At 67.7% G+C, this 16,226-nt stretch carries 14 protein-coding genes and 1 pseudogene; 7 read left to right on the top strand and 8 right to left on the bottom strand.

The window, feature by feature from the left end:
- Positions 1-108: 108 nt before the first annotated feature.
- From ACZ5PP_RS06020 to ACZ5PP_RS06005, 4 genes and pseudogenes are all read right to left on the bottom strand, one after another.
- Positions 109-2,373: an nSTAND3 domain-containing NTPase gene (locus ACZ5PP_RS06020; RefSeq protein WP_464826884.1), complete on the bottom strand. Its 2,265-nt coding sequence runs from the start codon at positions 2,371-2,373 to the stop codon at positions 109-111.
- A 34-nt stretch (positions 2,374-2,407) separates the two neighbouring features.
- Positions 2,408-4,312, bottom strand: a complete 1,905-nt coding sequence (locus ACZ5PP_RS06015; protein ID WP_464827048.1) for an ATP-dependent nuclease — start codon at positions 4,310-4,312, stop codon at positions 2,408-2,410.
- Positions 4,313-4,324: 12 nt separating this feature from the next.
- Positions 4,325-4,519 (bottom strand): annotated as a pseudogene (locus ACZ5PP_RS06010) (AAA family ATPase); the annotation flags it as partial.
- A gap of 488 nt (positions 4,520-5,007) precedes the next feature.
- A complete protein-coding gene (locus ACZ5PP_RS06005; RefSeq protein ID WP_464826883.1) occupies positions 5,008-5,919 on the bottom strand; it encodes a DUF808 domain-containing protein in 912 nt (303 codons plus the stop codon).
- A 111-nt stretch (positions 5,920-6,030) separates the two neighbouring features.
- Between ACZ5PP_RS06005 and ACZ5PP_RS06000 the strand changes: the two genes are divergently transcribed.
- Positions 6,031-6,573 (top strand): class I SAM-dependent methyltransferase, encoded by a 543-nt coding sequence (locus ACZ5PP_RS06000; protein WP_464826882.1) that lies wholly within the window; start codon positions 6,031-6,033, stop codon positions 6,571-6,573.
- A gap of 81 nt (positions 6,574-6,654) precedes the next feature.
- On the opposite strand, the gene ACZ5PP_RS05995 is transcribed toward ACZ5PP_RS06000, so the two are convergent.
- The 4 genes from ACZ5PP_RS05995 to ACZ5PP_RS05980 form a co-directional block, all read right to left on the bottom strand.
- A complete protein-coding gene (locus ACZ5PP_RS05995; RefSeq protein WP_004306447.1) occupies positions 6,655-7,335 on the bottom strand; it encodes a transglutaminase-like domain-containing protein in 681 nt (226 codons plus the stop codon).
- Positions 7,336-7,464: 129 nt separating this feature from the next.
- Positions 7,465-8,118, bottom strand: a complete 654-nt coding sequence (locus tag ACZ5PP_RS05990; protein WP_012585710.1) for a response regulator — start codon at positions 8,116-8,118, stop codon at positions 7,465-7,467.
- The gene (locus ACZ5PP_RS05985) at positions 8,115-9,521 is read right to left on the bottom strand and encodes an ATP-binding protein (protein ID WP_464826881.1); all 1,407 of its coding nucleotides are present in this window, start codon (positions 9,519-9,521) and stop codon (positions 8,115-8,117) included. The genes ACZ5PP_RS05990 and ACZ5PP_RS05985 overlap by 4 nt, the downstream gene beginning before the upstream one ends.
- Entirely contained in the window at positions 9,518-10,255 is a 738-nt protein-coding gene (locus ACZ5PP_RS05980) for a Fis family transcriptional regulator (protein WP_464826880.1), read from the bottom strand. The genes ACZ5PP_RS05985 and ACZ5PP_RS05980 overlap by 4 nt, the downstream gene beginning before the upstream one ends.
- 312 nt (positions 10,256-10,567) lie before the next feature.
- On the opposite strand from ACZ5PP_RS05980, the gene ACZ5PP_RS05975 reads away from it, so the two are divergent.
- The 6 genes from ACZ5PP_RS05975 (at position 10,568) to ACZ5PP_RS05950 (ending at position 16,175) form a co-directional block, all read left to right on the top strand.
- Positions 10,568-11,557, top strand: coding sequence for an ABC transporter substrate-binding protein (locus tag ACZ5PP_RS05975; protein ID WP_464826879.1), 990 nt, complete (start codon positions 10,568-10,570; stop codon positions 11,555-11,557).
- On the top strand, positions 11,554-12,411 hold the full coding sequence (locus tag ACZ5PP_RS05970; RefSeq protein WP_464826878.1) for an ABC transporter permease: 858 nt from the start codon (positions 11,554-11,556) through the stop codon (positions 12,409-12,411). The genes ACZ5PP_RS05975 and ACZ5PP_RS05970 overlap by 4 nt, the downstream gene beginning before the upstream one ends.
- A gap of 3 nt (positions 12,412-12,414) precedes the next feature.
- Entirely contained in the window at positions 12,415-13,182 is a 768-nt protein-coding gene (locus ACZ5PP_RS05965; RefSeq protein ID WP_276660375.1) for an ABC transporter ATP-binding protein, read from the top strand.
- Positions 13,175-13,930, top strand: a complete 756-nt coding sequence (locus ACZ5PP_RS05960) for an ATP-binding cassette domain-containing protein (RefSeq protein WP_464826877.1) — start codon at positions 13,175-13,177, stop codon at positions 13,928-13,930. Before ACZ5PP_RS05965 ends, ACZ5PP_RS05960 begins: the two co-directional genes overlap by 8 nt.
- A gap of 77 nt (positions 13,931-14,007) precedes the next feature.
- Complete coding sequence (locus tag ACZ5PP_RS05955; RefSeq protein ID WP_464826876.1) at positions 14,008-14,997, top strand: PQQ-dependent catabolism-associated beta-propeller protein; 990 nt, start codon at positions 14,008-14,010, stop codon at positions 14,995-14,997.
- A 449-nt stretch (positions 14,998-15,446) separates the two neighbouring features.
- The gene (locus ACZ5PP_RS05950; RefSeq protein ID WP_464826875.1) at positions 15,447-16,175 is read left to right on the top strand and encodes a hypothetical protein; all 729 of its coding nucleotides are present in this window, start codon (positions 15,447-15,449) and stop codon (positions 16,173-16,175) included.
- The last annotated feature ends 51 nt before the right edge of the window (positions 16,176-16,226 follow it).

Raw genomic sequence — 16,226 nt, 5'->3', positions numbered from 1 at the left:
TCCAGATCATCGCGGTCGTTCGCGAAAGAGATGCAAGTAACCGCTCTACGCTGCGGTCGCTCAGCTGAGCTCAAGGTCTGAGCGCGCAGGTGGTGCCCTCCGCGGGGCTCACTCGTCAACATCGTCGAAGATACTTCGGGCACTGACGCGTCTTTCCTCTGCTTCGGCGACCGCCAACTGCCGTTCCTCGACCGATGCCGACTCGCCTTCGTTCTCTTCAATCCAAGAATTCGTGTGCGACCTTTCGTCTGCGACTAGTGCCTTCAGGCTGGCATCGTCAGGAAACTCCTCCTCAAGGGCTTCGAGAAGCCTGACGAAGTAATGCATGTGATCTTCCGGGTCGTCGCCGCCATTGAGATTCGCTTGTGTATCCAAGCGCACCTCAGTCAACCGTGGCACCAGTTCGTGTAGAAGACCTTGCCTCAACGCTTCGAGTTCGTCAGCGCTCAACATAGCCCGGACATCTGAGTCATGCAGGACACGAGCATCCGCACCGTCAAGCGCGTACCTTGTAACTCTCTGCGTGAAGCTAATTCGGATTGCCTCCGGCAGCAGGCCGAGCTTGAAGAGCTTAATGGCAAGGTCGACTGCCGGAGAGTAGTCCAGATAAAGACCCGGCTGAGCGATTGACTCCGCCACGTGGGGTGCCCGCGGCAAGAATAGCTCCAGAAACTCTCTGCTACATCGGCTGGCTAGGAACCTCAACAATTGCCGTTCAGCTCCCCAAGTGGACAGCCTCCCGGTCTTATATGAGGAAGAATTCTTGTAGTCGCTCAAACGTTCAATCATCAGGGGGAACAAGGACCGCGGGACAATCACGGCTCCCTGTATTTGCGTGTCACCACATACGACCTGGTCCATAAGTTTGTCGATATGGGTACCGCGAAGGTAGATACCAAGTAGTTCGGGATTGCTGCGCAGGATCGTCGCGTAGGCATCCCCTACAGTCGGATGTCGAAATACCCAGCAGCCTTCCCCTTCGGTTGAGTCGTAAACCAACAGGCTCCCCCTGAGTGCTTTGAGCGCCGTTGAACACGCACCAAGTGAGCTATCCATGCGCTGTAGCCCTTCAGCCTCCTCCGGTGCTAACACTATTGGGCTCACCAGGCGGCCGTTGCGCATGTAAACCAACGCGAGCGCTGCCCGGCTATCGGTGTCGAGCCCATTGCAGACATCGACCAGAAACTGCTCGCGGCGGTCGACAAAACGCTCAAGACTTCGTGCATCGACATCCACGTGCCTAGTAAAGAACGGCTCAGCCAATCGCCGTGCAGTCTCTGGAATGAACCGCTGGTGGTCGGCAATCATTTCGAGGTGCGGCTTCACCGCAGTTCGGAACTCTCGTGGTTGCTTGCCGAGGACCAGATGGTTGTAAAGAATCTGGCGCCGTTCTTCGGGGCCAAGATCATGAACATCGATCACGACCTGACTCTCACGAAATAGGGGGAAAGCTCCTTCTTTCAGGTCTTGTCGTGCACGGTTGTAGATGTAGTCGCGTGAGGTCATCACAACGCGGCAGCCCTGCCGCAACAGGCTCTTAACTTGGGGCAGGACATGATTCCAGCCCATAACTAGGCCGCTCTCGTATTGCGTAACCCCGAAGGCGTCATCGATCCAGAAGAACTGCGACTGCTCATGCGGATTCCAATGGTCCACAACAGCCTTGGGATGATCTAGCTTGAGTAGGGACGCACCCCATTGGTCAACCGACGCCATTGCAAGCATTGAGGCGATCGTGGTTTTGCCGGCGGCCGGCTCCCCAATTAGCAAGACAAAACCATACTCGTCCAAGGCGTGGACTGCCCGGCGATAAGATTCAGTTACCACCACCTTAGCGAGATCTTCACGCATTGATTCGAGCACCGCAGTCGCTTGGGCGTATGCGCGTTCATCAAGGATTTGACTGAGGTCACCGAGTCCGTAGACGCGAGGGACCATCATGCGCAGACGCTTGCTCTCTCGGATTTGTTGCTCAATCCAGGTGAGTCCTAGCGTGAGCATATTGGCGACACCGACCGACGCAAACATACGCTTTATCTTTAAATCCGTCTCGCCAGAGACGCCCGCGTTAGTTAGAAGGACATATACGTCGCAGCGCCCTTGTCCAACTAACCTTTGTACTTTCGCGACCTCTTCGGATAAGTCAGAGGGAGTGAGCGCATAACCAGGGCGCTTGGTAAATTTGCACTGAACGACGAATCGCCCTGTGAGCGCCTCGCCTCCACGGCACTGCCAAGTGCCCCCAAAGGCACCATCTCTGCCTGCGTCGTTAACATCAAGAAAGGCCTCAACGGTTTGCCCGAGGCATTCGCGCAGGATAGATAGACACAATTGCTGAAAGCTGTGCCATCCCATGGTGTGCAAGTTGAACATCGGCGCCTCGTTCATGCCTCAAGCATGGGCTCATCTAGCGAAGCAGTTCTTCGAGGATCTCTTCGAGTTCCCCGCGCCGCTGGGGTCCAAGGGGTGCCGATAGGGCAAGCGCAGCCTCCGTTGTTTGCAGAAGTGAACAAGCGGCCAGTGCCCGATCCGGTTTTGGGCCTGCGCCGGGCGCGCCGGCTGGATAGTAGTCCTCGATTGCCCCCTTAGCCAGAACGCAAATTCCCTGAGCGCGCAAAGAATCGAGCAGTGGCACCAATGCTTGCGCCGCCTGCGGGTCTTCGTTGCACACCTTCAGGCGCGAGATGTCCTGCTCCCAAGTGAAGAGGCCGTCGATCAAGGCGATTACTTCTGGTGCAGCTTGGCCAGTTCGCTCCACCTCACGTAGAGCTTTCTTGGCGGTCTCGTAACGAGCTCGCCAAGTAGCGTGCTGCACGTGCCTTTGAACTTGGCTGGCCGAGGGCTCGGCCCGGATGCTCAGCGCCTGTACGCGCAAATCAAGCTGTTGCAGTACGCCACTCCTGATATCGGCTGACACCGGACTCGCCCCCAGATGCTGGTATCCATCAAATAGGGCGTCTAGGTCGGCGACGATCTTAACCTCTGTTCCAAACGACTCGAAGAAGGATCTGAATTTCTTGAAGTTACCCTTGCCGGAGACGCGTACGAGCGCAATGTTGCGACGTGCGAAGTCCCATTCGGGGTTTAGTAGCTTCGCAACATGCCTGAAATAGGCGTCGTCGGATTCTCCTTCGAAAAGCACTATGCGCTGACTGAAGAATGCCGCATCCGCATGTTCGAACCGCGCCAGCCGAAAGGTTTCGGCACTCTGCTGGCTTAGTTCGAAATTCACAGGGTATAGAACGCCCTCTGGCTTAGGATCTGCGGCGCGCTTGGCTACCCGTACGAAAGACGCGGTAACTCCTGGCTCGAAGAATAACGGCGAATGAGTGGTGACGACCACTTGGTGGGTCTGTGAGATCCTACCCAACGTCGCGAAGAGTACGCGCTGCGACTTAGGGTGTAGATACAACTCGGGCTCTTCGAACAAAAAGAGTAGTGGGCGAGGCGTAATGCCATTCTGCTCTGCGTTGGCGGCCTGCTCATCCATGTGGTGAACGAAAGCCTGGAGCAGAGCAAATGTCAGTGATCGCTTTATCCCGTCGCCCTTGCTGTCCACCAGATCGCGCGAACCATCGTCAATGAAGATTTGCGCGGCGTTGAGGATCGTCTTGAGCTCCGGCGGCGGGATGTGTAGTTGCACTTTTGCGCTTGGGAAATTCTCGCCAAGATAGGCTTCGACCCGGCTTTCGAGTGCTCGCACCTTCTCGTGCCGGCGATCGATCACTGCCTCGCCCTCGACGACTCGATTGAACATTGCGTTGAGTGCCGAGAGCGATTCGCTGATGTTGCCCAGATCGGGCGCCATGTCGTCTAGGAGTAGGCCAAGTAGGCGGCCAAAGGACGTCGACTGCGTGGTCTTCAGTTCGTCGCTTAAGTTCTTGACTGCCGGGATGTAGATCGGCTCAGGCAGTAGGGCCGTGATCGAAGCGCTGATTCCTGACGGAAGCGGGCACTCATCAAGTACCAGTTTCTCGCGTGGCAGGCGGGCAATTTGTTCATACAGGAACGCCTTGGCATCCCTCTGTGTAGTGAATCCTGGATCGGGGAGATGGTCCGCGAATTCTGGGAATGAGTTGTCAAAAACACTCCGAATAGCGGCCAAACCTCTGCAGCCTTCAAAGGCTACCTCAATGGCCTCAGGGCGGTAGCGTGGGTCCGCTGGCATCAACCGCTTGGCCGTGAAGCTCACCTTCTCGCCCAAGACGTAGCGGGCACAAAAGGTGAGCGTGCGATCGACGCACAGGTTGGCGATCCTTTCCCGGTTTTCAACGGCGATACGATCGAGGTCGCGATCGTCAACGTCAGCCAAGCAGAACTCAAACTCGACTGGACTATGTGGATCGTAATAGTGCGAGGCAGCAAGCTGCGCCTGTCGATTAAGCGCCGTGGCGACGGCCTGCAGAACCGACGACTTCCCGGCGTTGTTCTCCCCAACTAAACAACTGAACCGGGTGGGCTCAAAGATTTGGTTCCTCAGACTTTTGAAGTTCTTAATCGATAGTCGGTGCAACCGCATCTTCTCTTCCCCTAACTCCTCCGAGCCACGGCGGAATCCGGAGCCCGCTCGAACACGGTCATTAGCTCGCTGCGGGCGCAGTGACTCGCTGAGTCAGTATTGAACGTCGCAGTTCAGCCCAAAACGCTAATCCGCCTTACGAATACAGACGACGCCTTTATGACTTGAAGCAGTCATTCTAGCTTATTGGCATGAACGTCCGCAAAGGCCGACGACCTGACCGACGCCCAACACCGCCGAGCAACAAGTTCCCGAGCGCTTATCCGCCCCTCACACTCATCCATCTTTCGCGACCTCCGTGCCTCGCCGTGGTCGCAATCCGCTATCGGAAACCGCCTGCGCATAGCAGCCATTGATTGCGGACGCAGTTGCTCCCCGAGCGACCGCGCAGGCCGACGACCACCGGGCCACCGGAGCCCTCTCATGGTTCTCGTCGATCCCCAGGAGATCGCGCCCCACGGAGCCCGGCACCTTGCCGCGGCAGCCGCTCAGTGCGCGCCGCGCAGCTTCTGCACCACCATCACCGCCGCGAGCACGATCGCACCGGCGACGATGCCGACCCCCGCGCCCGCGCCGGTGTTGATCAATGCGCCGCCCACGCCGCCGAAACCCGCGGCGAAATGCTCCACCGCGTGCGCCGCCGTCGGCCAGCCGTGCAGCAGGATGCCGCCGCCGACCATGAACATCGCCGCGGTGCCGACCACCGACAGTGTCTTCATCAGCCACGGTGCGAAGCCCAGGATGGCGCCGCCGATGCGGCGGGTGAAGGCCGAGGCGCTGCGCTGCAGGTGCAGGCCGAGGTCGTCGAGCTTGACGATGCCGGCCACCAGGCCATACACGCCCACCGTCATCACCAGCGAGATGCCGACCAGCACCGTCACGCGCTGGCCGAGCGAGGCGGCGGCCACGGTGCCGAGGGTGATCACCACGATCTCGGCCGACAGGATGAAGTCGGTGCGCACCGCGCCCTTGATCTTCTCCTTCTCGTAGGCGACCAGGTCTACGTTGGGGTCGGCCACCGCCTCCAGGGTCTCGCGGTGCTCGGCCTCGTCCTCCGCCTTCGAGTGCAGGAACTTGTGCGCGAGCTTCTCGAAGCCCTCGAAGCACAGGAAGGCGCCGCCGAGCATCAGCAGCGGGGTGATCAGCCACGGCGCCAGCCAGCTGATCAGCAGCGCCGCCGGCACCAGGATGGCCTTGTTCACCAGCGAGCCCTTGGCCACCGCCCACACCACCGGCAGCTCGCGGCTGGCCTGCACGCCGGTGACCTGCTGGGCGTTGAGGGCGAGGTCGTCGCCGAGCACGCCGGCGGTCTTCTTGGCGGCGACTTTGGTCATGGTGGCGACGTCGTCCAGGAGGGTGGCGATGTCGTCGATGAGTGCGAGCAGGGTGGTTCCGGCCATGATCTACCGTTGTGGGGAGGAAAGGCGTGATGGTGACAGAAATCCGCCGGGTGCCGGGCAGGTCCGCATGGCGCTACCATGGGCGCCTTGCGAGTTCGAGAAGGGGGGCCGATGCCGGTCGATCTGCTGTTCGCCATGCTGCGCAACCCCGCATCGACCGGCGCGGTGCTGCCTTCCTCGCGCACGCTGGCCAATGCGATGGCGGGCGCGGCGCTCGGCGCCGAGACCGTAATCGAGCTCGGCGCCGGCACCGGCCCGGTGACCGAGGCCTTGCTGCGCCGCCTGCCCGGCGTGCCGCTGATCGCGGTCGAGCTCCAGCCCGCGCTGGCGCGGCGGCTGCAGGCGCGCTTTCCGACGGTCGATGTGCGCCAGGCGGCGGCGAAGGAGGTCGTCGATGGCCTCATCGAGCGCCCCGGCCGCCTGGTGCTGGTCTCCAGCCTGCCTTTCCGCTCCCTGCCCAAGGAGGTCGCGGCGGAGACGGTCGACAGCCTCTGTCGTTTCCTCGCCCACGACGGCGAGCGCAAGCTCGTGCAGTTCACCTACCAGCCGCGCGCGCCGTTCGCCGTGCCGCGGCAGCTGCGCTGGCAGCGCCGCGCGGTGGTGTGGCGCAACACGCCGCCGGCGGGGGTGTGGGAGCTGCAGGCGGTGCGCTGAGTCCTTCGCGGCGGCAAGTCACCCGCGAAGCCGTGCCGTGTCCGCCACGCCGCCGCCCGGCGGTGCTCGCGCGGTGGCCGCTCAGCGGTCGACCATGGCCTCGTGCTCGAAGTCGCCCTTCAGGTCGGCCTCGGCCGCTTCGACCAGACCCGGGTGGTGCTCCCACATGTCGGCGACGAGCGCCTCGAAGGGGAAGTCGTCGAAGGTCCCGCGCTCCTTCACGTACTCCATGTGGCGTTCGTCGCGCGCGTTGTAGGGGTGCATCAGCGAGTCGTTGCGGCCGTCGAATTCGAGCGGATGGACGTCGAAGCGCTCGCACATCTGCAGGTTGAACGCCGGCGTCGCCTTCACCCAGCGGCCTTCCAGGTGCATGGCGACGTAGCCGTGCCAGCGATACACGTCGCCACCGACGAGCTGGCGCAGGCGCTCGGTGCTGAGGTGGTTGCGCACGTCGGCGAAGCCCACCCGCGCCGGGATGCCCGCGCCGCGTGCGACGGCGGTGAGCAGGTTGGCCTTGGGCACGCAGTAGGCGGCGCCCTCGATCAGCGTGCGGCTGGCGGTGAAGTACTCCTTGCGCATGTAGAAGCGGTAGGGGTCGTAGCGGATGCCGTCGCGCACCGCGTAGTACAGCTTCACCGCGCGCTCGACCGCATCGACCGCGTCGCCCACGCTCTCCTCGATGAAGGCGCGCACGCGCGGATGCTCGTGGTCGAAGTAATAAGTCGGTGCCAGAAAGTCCTGCGGATCCTTCTCCTTGCTCATTCCCGGTTCTCCTCGGTGTGCCTGCGTTGTCTCGGGAATGTATAAGGGGAAGTTGACGTTCGCGTCAATATTATTTGCGCCGCACGGGTCGCCGCGATGTCTGCTCCGCGGGCGCCGACGCGCCTGTCGCTAGACTTCGATGAGGCCGCAGCGCACCGCGACGAGCGCGAGCTCGGCGGCGTTCGACACTTCGAGCTTCTGCTTGATGTGATACAGGTGGGTGCCCACCGTGCTCGGGCTCAGGCTGTGGGTCTCGGCGATCTCGGCCACGCTGCGCCCGCGCGCGAGCTGCAGGAAGACGGCGAATTCCTTCTCGGTGAGTGCCGCGACCGGGTCGCCGCCGCCGGCGAACTGCGCGAGCGCGAGGGCGGGCGCGATCGCCGGGTCGATGTAGCGCTGGCCGCGCGCGACGGTGGCCACCGCGTGCAGCAGCTCGTCCGGATGGGCGCGCTTGGACAGGTAGCCGCCCGCGCCGGCACGCAGCGCGCGCGCGGGGATCTGCGCGTCGTCGTGCGCCGACAGCATCAGCACGCGCGCCGCGGGGTGGTGGGCGAGCACGCGCTCGAGCGCGCCGAGTCCGCCGATGCCCGGCATCGACACGTCCATCAGCAGCACATCGGGGTGCAGCTGGCCGAAGGCCTGCACGGCCGCCTCGCCGCAATCGGCCTCGCCGACGACCTCGGCACCGGCGCCTTCGAGCAGCAGGCGGAAGCCCATGCGCACCACCGCATGATCGTCGGCGAGCAGGATGCGCAGGGCGTGGAGGGAAGGGGGCTTCATCATTGCGTGACCGGTAGGGGTTGCCGCAGAGCCTGCGGGAGACGGGCGCGCACGCACAGGCCGCCGGTGGGCGGGCTGTGCAGTTCGAGCCGGCCGTGGAGTTCGGCGAGGCGCTCGCGCATGCCGGCGAGGCCGTGGCGGCCGGGGGTGGGCTGCGGGCCCAGGCCGCGGCCGTCGTCGCGGACCTCGACCTCGATCTCCGCCTGTCCGTCGCGACCGCCGCCCTCGCGGCGCAGGCCGACGCGCACCTCGACCGAGCGCGCGCGAGCGTGGCGGGCGACGTTGGTGAGGCTCTCCTGCAGCACGCGCAGCACGGCGAGGCCGACGCCGTCGTCGAGCGGCTCGTCGCGAGCCTCGCCGAGGGGCTCGATCTGGCAACGCAGCGCGATGCCTTCGTGATGGCTGGCCCACAGCGCGCAGTAGGCCTGCAGCGTGTCCTCGATGCGCTCGCGTGCGGCCGGTGCGTCGCGGCGCAGGCGCTGCAGGATCGCGTGCACGCCGTCCTGCATGTGGCCGGTCATGGCGAGGATGGCCTGCGCGCTGCCGTGGATGCCGGGCTGTTCGGCGCTGCGCTGCAGGATGGCGCCGGCGATCGAGCGCACCGCGGTGATGCTCTGGCCGAGCTCGTCGTGCAGCTCGCGCGCGATCGCGCGGCGCTCCTGCTCCAGGCGGGCCTGGATGGTGCGCGCGAGGCTCTGGTCGGCCTCGAGGCGGGCATTGGTGGCGCGCGACTCGTCCAGGCGGTCGGCGAGGCGGTTGTAGCTGCGCGCGAGGAGCGCGAGCTCGCGGGTGGCGTATTCCGGCAGGCGCTGGTCGAAGCGGCCGCGGGCGCCGTGCTCGAGCGCGACGTGGATCTGCTGCAGCGGCGCGAGCGCGCGCCGGATCGCCATGCGGGTGGCGAGCCAGAGCGCGAGCAGCAGCGCGCACGCCCAGCCGAGCGCGGCGACGAGATGGTCCCAGGCGTCGAGCACCGCGCGCGAGGTGTCGGGCGTCAGCACCACCTCCAGCGCGCCGGCGTCGAGCCGGCGCGCGCCGAGCTCGGGCGCGACGTGCTGCGCGAACCAGGCCGGCGCGTCGCGACCGGCCTTGTAGGGCGATTCGGGCGACACGTAGAGCCGCTCCCCGCCCGCGCCGAAGACCTCCAGGCGGTTGGCGCGGATGCGCCCGACCGCGGCGAGTCGGCTCAGCAGCCGCTCGCGCGCCTGCGTGTCGCCCTCGCGCGGCTCCGCCAGCACGACGACCAGCCACTGCTGTGCGACCCGGGTCGCCGCCTCGACCTCTTCGTGGATGGCCTGGCGCGTCTCGCGCATCCACACCGCCGCGCCCGCGCTCATCAGCACCGCGATCAGCACGGTGAGCACCAGGCTCAGGCGGGCCTGCAGGCTGGGCGTGCGCACGGCGTTCATGATGCGTGCCGGCGCAGGCTGGCCTGCGCGGAGAAGCCGCCGCCGCGGCGGTCGCGCAGCACGAAGGGCTGACGCAGGCCGAGCGCGGCGTAGCCGACGATGCCGCACCACTGGGTGGCGAAGCAGGCCGCGGCGCCGCCCGCACCGAAGGCGCAGGGGGCGAGCAGGGCGCGCGCGGTGTGGTTGGCGAGCAGGACCGCGCCTCCGGCGTCGAACAGCACCAGCGCCTCGAGCGGCGTGCCGAGCACGCTCGCGTAGCGGTGGAAGCGCAGCAGCAGGAAGCCCTGCGGCTCGGTCTCGATGAGGCGGTGCTCGATGAGGCAGGCGGCGGTGTGGAGCAGCGCGTTGGCGTGGCTCAGCCATTCCAGCGGGGCGGCGTCGGCGTCGAGGAAGCCGAGCAGGGCGCCGGCCGGGGGCAGGATCGGCACCGCGATGCCGAGCTGGCCGGGCGGCACGGCGGGGGCGGCCGGGAGCGCGCGCGAGCCGATCGCGCGCAGCACGCCGCCCGCGCTGTCGGCGAGCAGCACGGTGATCGTGGGGCTGTCGAGCTGGCGGTGGAGATCCTCCATCGCCGGCGCCGACAGCGCGAGCAGGCGCTCGTGGTCGAGGGCCACGTCGGCGACGCGGCGATCGCGCGCCGCGTCGCCGATGGGGTGCCCGACCGTGCGCGTCGTCGGCGTGCCCCGGGGGGGAGGCGGGGCGGGGGAAGCTGCGGGAGTCGGTAGGCTGGACATCGCTGTGGTGGTCCTGGAGTCGCTGCGGCCGAGGCCGCCCGTGGCCACCCATGCAGGATTCGTGCCGAGGATGACGAGGGGGTGCGGGCCGCGGCGGGACCTGCTTGCACGCAGATACCGGCGCATAGTTGTTGCGTCCCCGAGCAAGCTTGCTCCCAAACGGAACAGTCGCCGCTGCGCCAGCGCTGCTGCGCCGCGGGCAGCCGCGTGCAGGGGGGCGCGATGTCGATCGCTGGCACGGAACCTGCTGGGGAATCGGCACAAAAGGCCTGCGCCCGTTCCCGGGCCATGCAAGACAACGGAGGAGACCCCATGCTGCAGCTGTTCGCCCGCCTGATCGGCATCGTCCTGCTGGCGCTCGCCGCGGGGGGCGCCGCGCTCGCCGCCGACCGCCCGCTGGTCCGCGTCGGCGTGCTGCAGTTCGGCACGGTGGGCTGGGAGCTCGAGACCATGCAGCGCCACGGCCTGCTCGAGCGCGAGGGGGTGGACATCCGCATCGTCCCGCTCGCGCTCAAGGACGCCGCCAACGTCGCCCTCCAGGGCGGCGAGGTCGATGTCATCGTCAATGACTGGCTGTGGGTGGCGCGCATGCGCTCGGAGGGGGCGGACTTCGTCTTCGTGCCCTTCTCGCAGGCGGTCGGCGGCATCCATGCGCGCCCGGACGCGGGCATCGCCGGTTTCGCCGACCTGCGTGGCCAGCGCCTCGGCGTGGCGGGCGGCGCGCTCGACAAGAGCTGGCTGCTGCTGCGCGCGTATGCCCGCCGGACCGTGGGCGAGGACGCCGCGAGCTTCCTGCGCCCGCAGTTCGCCGCGCCGCCGCTGCTCAACGAGCTGGTGACGCGCGGCGAGCTGCCGGCGGCGATGAACTTCTGGCATTACGGCGCCCGCCTCGCCGCCGCCGGCCTGCCCGAGGTGCTGGGCATGAAGCGGATCCTCGCCACGCTCGGCATCGGCGACGAGATGCCGCTGGTGGGCTGGGTGTTCGGCGAGCGCTGGGCGGGGGCGAACCCGGCCGCGATCCGGGGCTTCCTGCGCGCCTCCACGGCGGCCAAGGTGCTGCTGCGCGAGTCCGACGCGGCCTGGGAGGAACTGCGCCCGTCGATGCGCGTCGAGGACGAGGCGACCTTCGTCGCGCTGCGCGATGGATTCCGCGCCGGCATCCCGCAGGCTGCCGACGAGGAGGGCGAGCGCGCCGCCGCGCGCGCCTTCGCGATCCTCGCCGCCGAGGGCGGCGAGGCGCTGGTCGGACGCGCCCGCGAGCTCGCGCCGGGCACCTTCTGGCATGGGGGCGGTGCGCGGTGAGCGCGCAGCGCCTCGCCCCGCCTGCGCCCGCCGTGCCTGCGCGTACCCCGGTGCCTTCGACGAACTCCCCGCACGCGCTGGCCGTCGCTGCGCGGCAGGGGGAAATCGCGCGACGCGACGAGCGCCGCCTGCGCCTCGCCTCGCTGTTCGTCTTCGTGCTGCTCTGGCAGCTCGGCGCCAGCCTCGCCGACAGCCGCACGCTGCCCGATCCGCTCGCCGTGCTGGCGCGCATCGGCGCCGAGACGGCCTCGCTCGCGCTGCCGGGGCATCTGGCGGTGACCCTCGGCCGGGTCGCGGTCGCCTTCGCGGTGGCGATGCTGGTGGGCGCGCTGGTCGGCATGGCCATGGGGCGCTGGCGCAAGGTGGATGCCTTCCTCGATGCCTGGCTGGTGCTCGGCCTCAACATCCCGGCGCTGGTCACCATCATCCTGTGCTACGTGTGGTTCGGCCTCAACGACTGGGCGGCGATCCTGGCGGTGGCGATCAACAAGATCCCCACCGTCATCGTCACCGTGCGCGAGGGCGCGCGCGCGGTCGACCCCAGGCTGCTCGAGGTCGCGCGCGCCTACCGGCTCGGCCGGCGCACCACCTTCCTGCTCGTCTATCTGCCGCAGCTCGCGCCCTGGCTGATCGCCGCGGCGCGCTCCGGGCTGTCGCTGATCTGGAAGATCGTGCTGGTGGTCGAGCTGCTCGGGCGCAGCGAGGGCGTCGGCTTCCAGCTCAACGTCTTCTTCCAGTTCTTCGACATCACCGGCATCCTCGCCTACACCCTGGTCTTCGCCGGCGTGGTGCTTGCCGCCGAGGGCTGGCTGTTGCGTCCGCTCGAGCGCCGGCTCGGCGCCTGGAGGGCCTGAGCGATGCTCGACATCCGCATCGACACCAAGCGTTTCCCCGACCGCGGCGGGCGTCCGCACCTGGCCTTGTCGGGGCTGCACATGCAGGTCGCGCGCGGCGAGTTCGTCTGCGTGGTGGGGCCTTCGGGCTGCGGCAAGAGCACGCTGCTCGGCATCGTCGGCGGGCTCGACCGCGCCTGCGCGGGCGCGGTGAGCATGGACGGCGCCGCGCCGGCCGATCTCGGCTTCATGTTCCAGGAGCCGCGCCTGATGCCCTGGATGAGCGTGCTCGACAACGTGCTGCTGGTGGTGCCCGACGGCGTGCGCGCGCAGGCGCGGCCGCGGGCGCTGGAGCTGCTGCGCGCGATGGAGCTCGGCGACGTGCTCGACGCCTACCCCGGGCGCCTCTCGGGCGGCATGATGCGCCGCGTCGCGCTCGCCCGCGCCTTCGTCAACGAGCCCGCGCTGCTGCTGATGGACGAGCCCTTCGTGTCGCTCGACAGCCCGACCGCGAACCGCCTGCGCGCGATGCTGCTCGCGCAGTGGCGGCGCTGCGGCGCGAGCGTGCTCTTCGTCACCCACGACCTGCGCGAGGCGCTTGCGCTTGCGGACCGCATCTGCTTCCTGTCGCCGTCGCCGGGGCGGGTGGTGTTCGAGTTGGCGGTCGATCTGCCGCGCCCGCGCGATCCGTCCGGCGCGCAGCTCGACGGGCTGCACGCGCAGCTGCTCGCCCGCCATCCCGAGCTGCTCGCCGGCCTGCCGGCGGCGCGCGAGGAGGCGGCCCATGACTGAGGCGCGCGAAGTGCTCCTCGAGGCGCGAGGGGTGCGCAAGGCCTACGGCGCGCGCCCGGCCCTGAAGGGCGTGGACCTGGCGGTGCGCGCCGGCGAGTTCGTCGCCCTGCTCGGGCCCAACGGCGCCGGCAAGAGCACGCTGTTCCAGTTGCTGACCGGCCTGTTCGACGCCGACGCCGGCGAGCTGCGGGTGTGCGGCGAGGACATGCGGCGCACGCCGGTGCGCGCGCTCGGCCGCATCGGCGTGGTGTTCCAGCAGATGACGCTGGACCTCGACCTCAGCGTGGAGGCCAACCTCGTGTTCCATGCGCGCCTGCACGGCATCGGCGGGGCCGCGTCGCGCGCGCGCATCGCCGACGTGCTCGCGCGCGTCGGCCTTGCCGAGCGCCGCGCCGACCGCGTGCGCGAGCTCTCCGGCGGCAACCGGCGCAAGGTCGAGCTCGCGCGCGCCCTGCTGCACCGCCCGGCGGTGCTGCTGATGGACGAGGCCACCGTCGGCCTCGACCCGGCGTCGCGCCGCCACCTCCTCGACGAGGTGCTGGCGTTGCGCGCCGCGGGTGTCGGCGTGCTGTGGGCCACCCACCTGGTCGATGAGGCCGAGGCCGCCGATCGCGTGCTGGTGCTGCACCGTGGCGAGCTGCTTGCGGCCGACGCGCCTGCCGCCCTGACCGCCGCCGCGCGCTGCGCCAGCCTGTCGGAGGCCTTCCTGAAGCTCACCGGCACGCCGCAGGCGGCCGATCGCGAATGATTTCGACAACCGGCATCCCGCCGCACCAGACCGCAGCGAACTCCCCGCGCGGCCACGACAACAAGGAGACGATCCGCATGACCCGACCCATGACCCCGATCCGCGCACTCGCCGCAGCCCTGTGTCTCGGCCTGTGTGCCGGCGCCGCGCTCGCCAGGGACACCGGCTACCTGTTCGTCAGCAGCGAGAACGACAACGCGGTGACCGTGCTCGACGGCAAGAGCTTCCAGGTGGTCAAGACCATCGCCACCGGCGAGCGCCCGCGCGACATGAAGCTGTCGGCCGACCGCAGCCAGGTCTTCGTGATCGCCAGCAACAGCGAGCGCGTGGACGTGATCGACATCGCCAGGCTGGCGGTCGTGCGCAGCATCGACGTCGGCGAGGACCCGGAGATGTTCGCCTTCGGCAAGGACGGCAGCCGCCTCTACGTCTCCAACGAGGAAGACGCCCAGGTCTCGGTGATCGACGTGGCCGCCAACAAGGTGCTGGCGAAGATCGAGGTGGGCGAGGAGCCCGAGGGCGTGCTCGTCGGCAAGGACGGCAGCCGGCTCTACGTGACCTCGGAGGTGGCCAACATGGTCCATGTGATCGACACCGCCAGCAACGCGATCCTCGCCAACGTGGTGGTCGGCAACCGTCCGCGCCGCTTCGCCGACACGCCGGACGGCGGCGAGGTGTGGGTCACCAACGAACTCGGCGCCTCGGTGACCGTGCTCGACGCGAAGACCAACGTGGTGAAGGAGACGGTCACGTTTGCGCCGAAGGGCTTTCGCAGCGACGACGTGACCCCGGTCGGCATCGCCATGACGCGCGACGGCAAGACCGCCTATGTGACCCTGGGGCGCGCCAACCACGTCGCGGTGGTCGACGTCGCCACCCGCAAGGTGCGCGACTACGTGCTGGTGGGCAATCGCGCCTGGGGCGCGACGCTGAACCGCGACGAATCGATGCTGGTGGTGGTCAATGGCCTGTCGGACGACATCTCGCTGGTCGACACCAGGACCAACAAGGTGCTGCGCTCGGTCCCGGTCGGCCGCGTGCCGCACACCGCGGTGATCGACGATTGAGCCCCAGGCCCCCCGCAATCGCGACTCGCGTCGCTCCTACAAGAACGCTTGGCGCCCGGGCTGGCACCCTGTAGGAGCGACGCAAGTCGCGATCAAGGCGGTGCAGGAAGCGCAGCGCGGGCTGGGACGCTGCAATCGCGACTCGCGTCGCTCCTACGAGAACCCCGGGCGCCCGGGATGGCACCGCGTAGGAGCGACGCAAGTCGCGATCAAGGCGGTGCAGGAAGCACGGCGCGGGCTGGAGGGCTGCAATCGCGACTCGCGTCGCTCCTACGAGAACCCCGGGCGCCCGGGGTGGCACCGCGTAGGAGCGACGCAAGTCGCGATCAAGGCGGTGCAGGAAGCGTGGCGCTGGCTGGAGGGCTGCAATCGCGACTCGCGTCGCTCCTACGAACCCCGGGCGCCCGGGGCGGCACCGTGTAGGAGCGACGCAAGTCGCGATCAAGGCGGTGCAGGAAGCGCGGCGCGGGCTGGAGGGCTGCAATCGCGACTCGCGTCGCTCCTACGAGAACCCCGGGCGCCCGGGGTGGCACCGCGTAGGAGCGACGCAAGTCGCGATCAAGGCGGTGCAGGAAGCACGGCGCGGGCTGGAGGGCAGCAATCGCGACTCGCGTCGCTCCTACAAGAACGCCGGGCGCCCGGGATGGCACCGCGTAGGAGCGACGCAAGTCGCGATCAAGGCGGTGCAGGAAGCGCGGCGCGGGCTGGAGGGCTGCAATCGCGACTCGCGTCGCTCCTACGAGAACCCCGGGCGCCCGGGGTGGCACCGTGTAGGAGCGACGCAAGTCGCGATCAAGGCGGTGCAGGAAGCACGGCGCGGACTGGAGGGCTGCAATCGCGACTCGCGTCGCTCCTACGAGAACCCCGGGCGCTCGGGGTGGCACCCTGTAGGAGCGACGCAAGTCGCGATCAAGGCGGTGCAGGAAGCGCGGCGCGGGCTGGAGGGCTGCAATCGCGACTCGCGTCGCTCCTACAAGAACGCTTGGCGCCCGGGGTGGCACCCTGTAGGAGCGACGCAAGTCGCGATCAAGGCGGTGCAGGAAGCACGGCGCGGGCTGGATGGCTGCAATCGCGACTCGCGTCGCTCCTACGAGAACCCCGGGCGCCCGGGATGCCACCGTGTAGGAGCGACGCAAGTCGCGATCAAGGCGGTGCAGGAAGCGCAGCGCGGACTGTGACGAACGGTGCGGATCCGGGGTTGTGATGCTCGAACGATCGATGGGGTGTTC

This window comes from Thauera sp. DNT-1 (assembly GCF_055393985.1).
The sequence above is the reverse complement of the archived record's forward strand: the minus strand, read 5'-3'. Positions and strand labels throughout refer to the sequence as shown.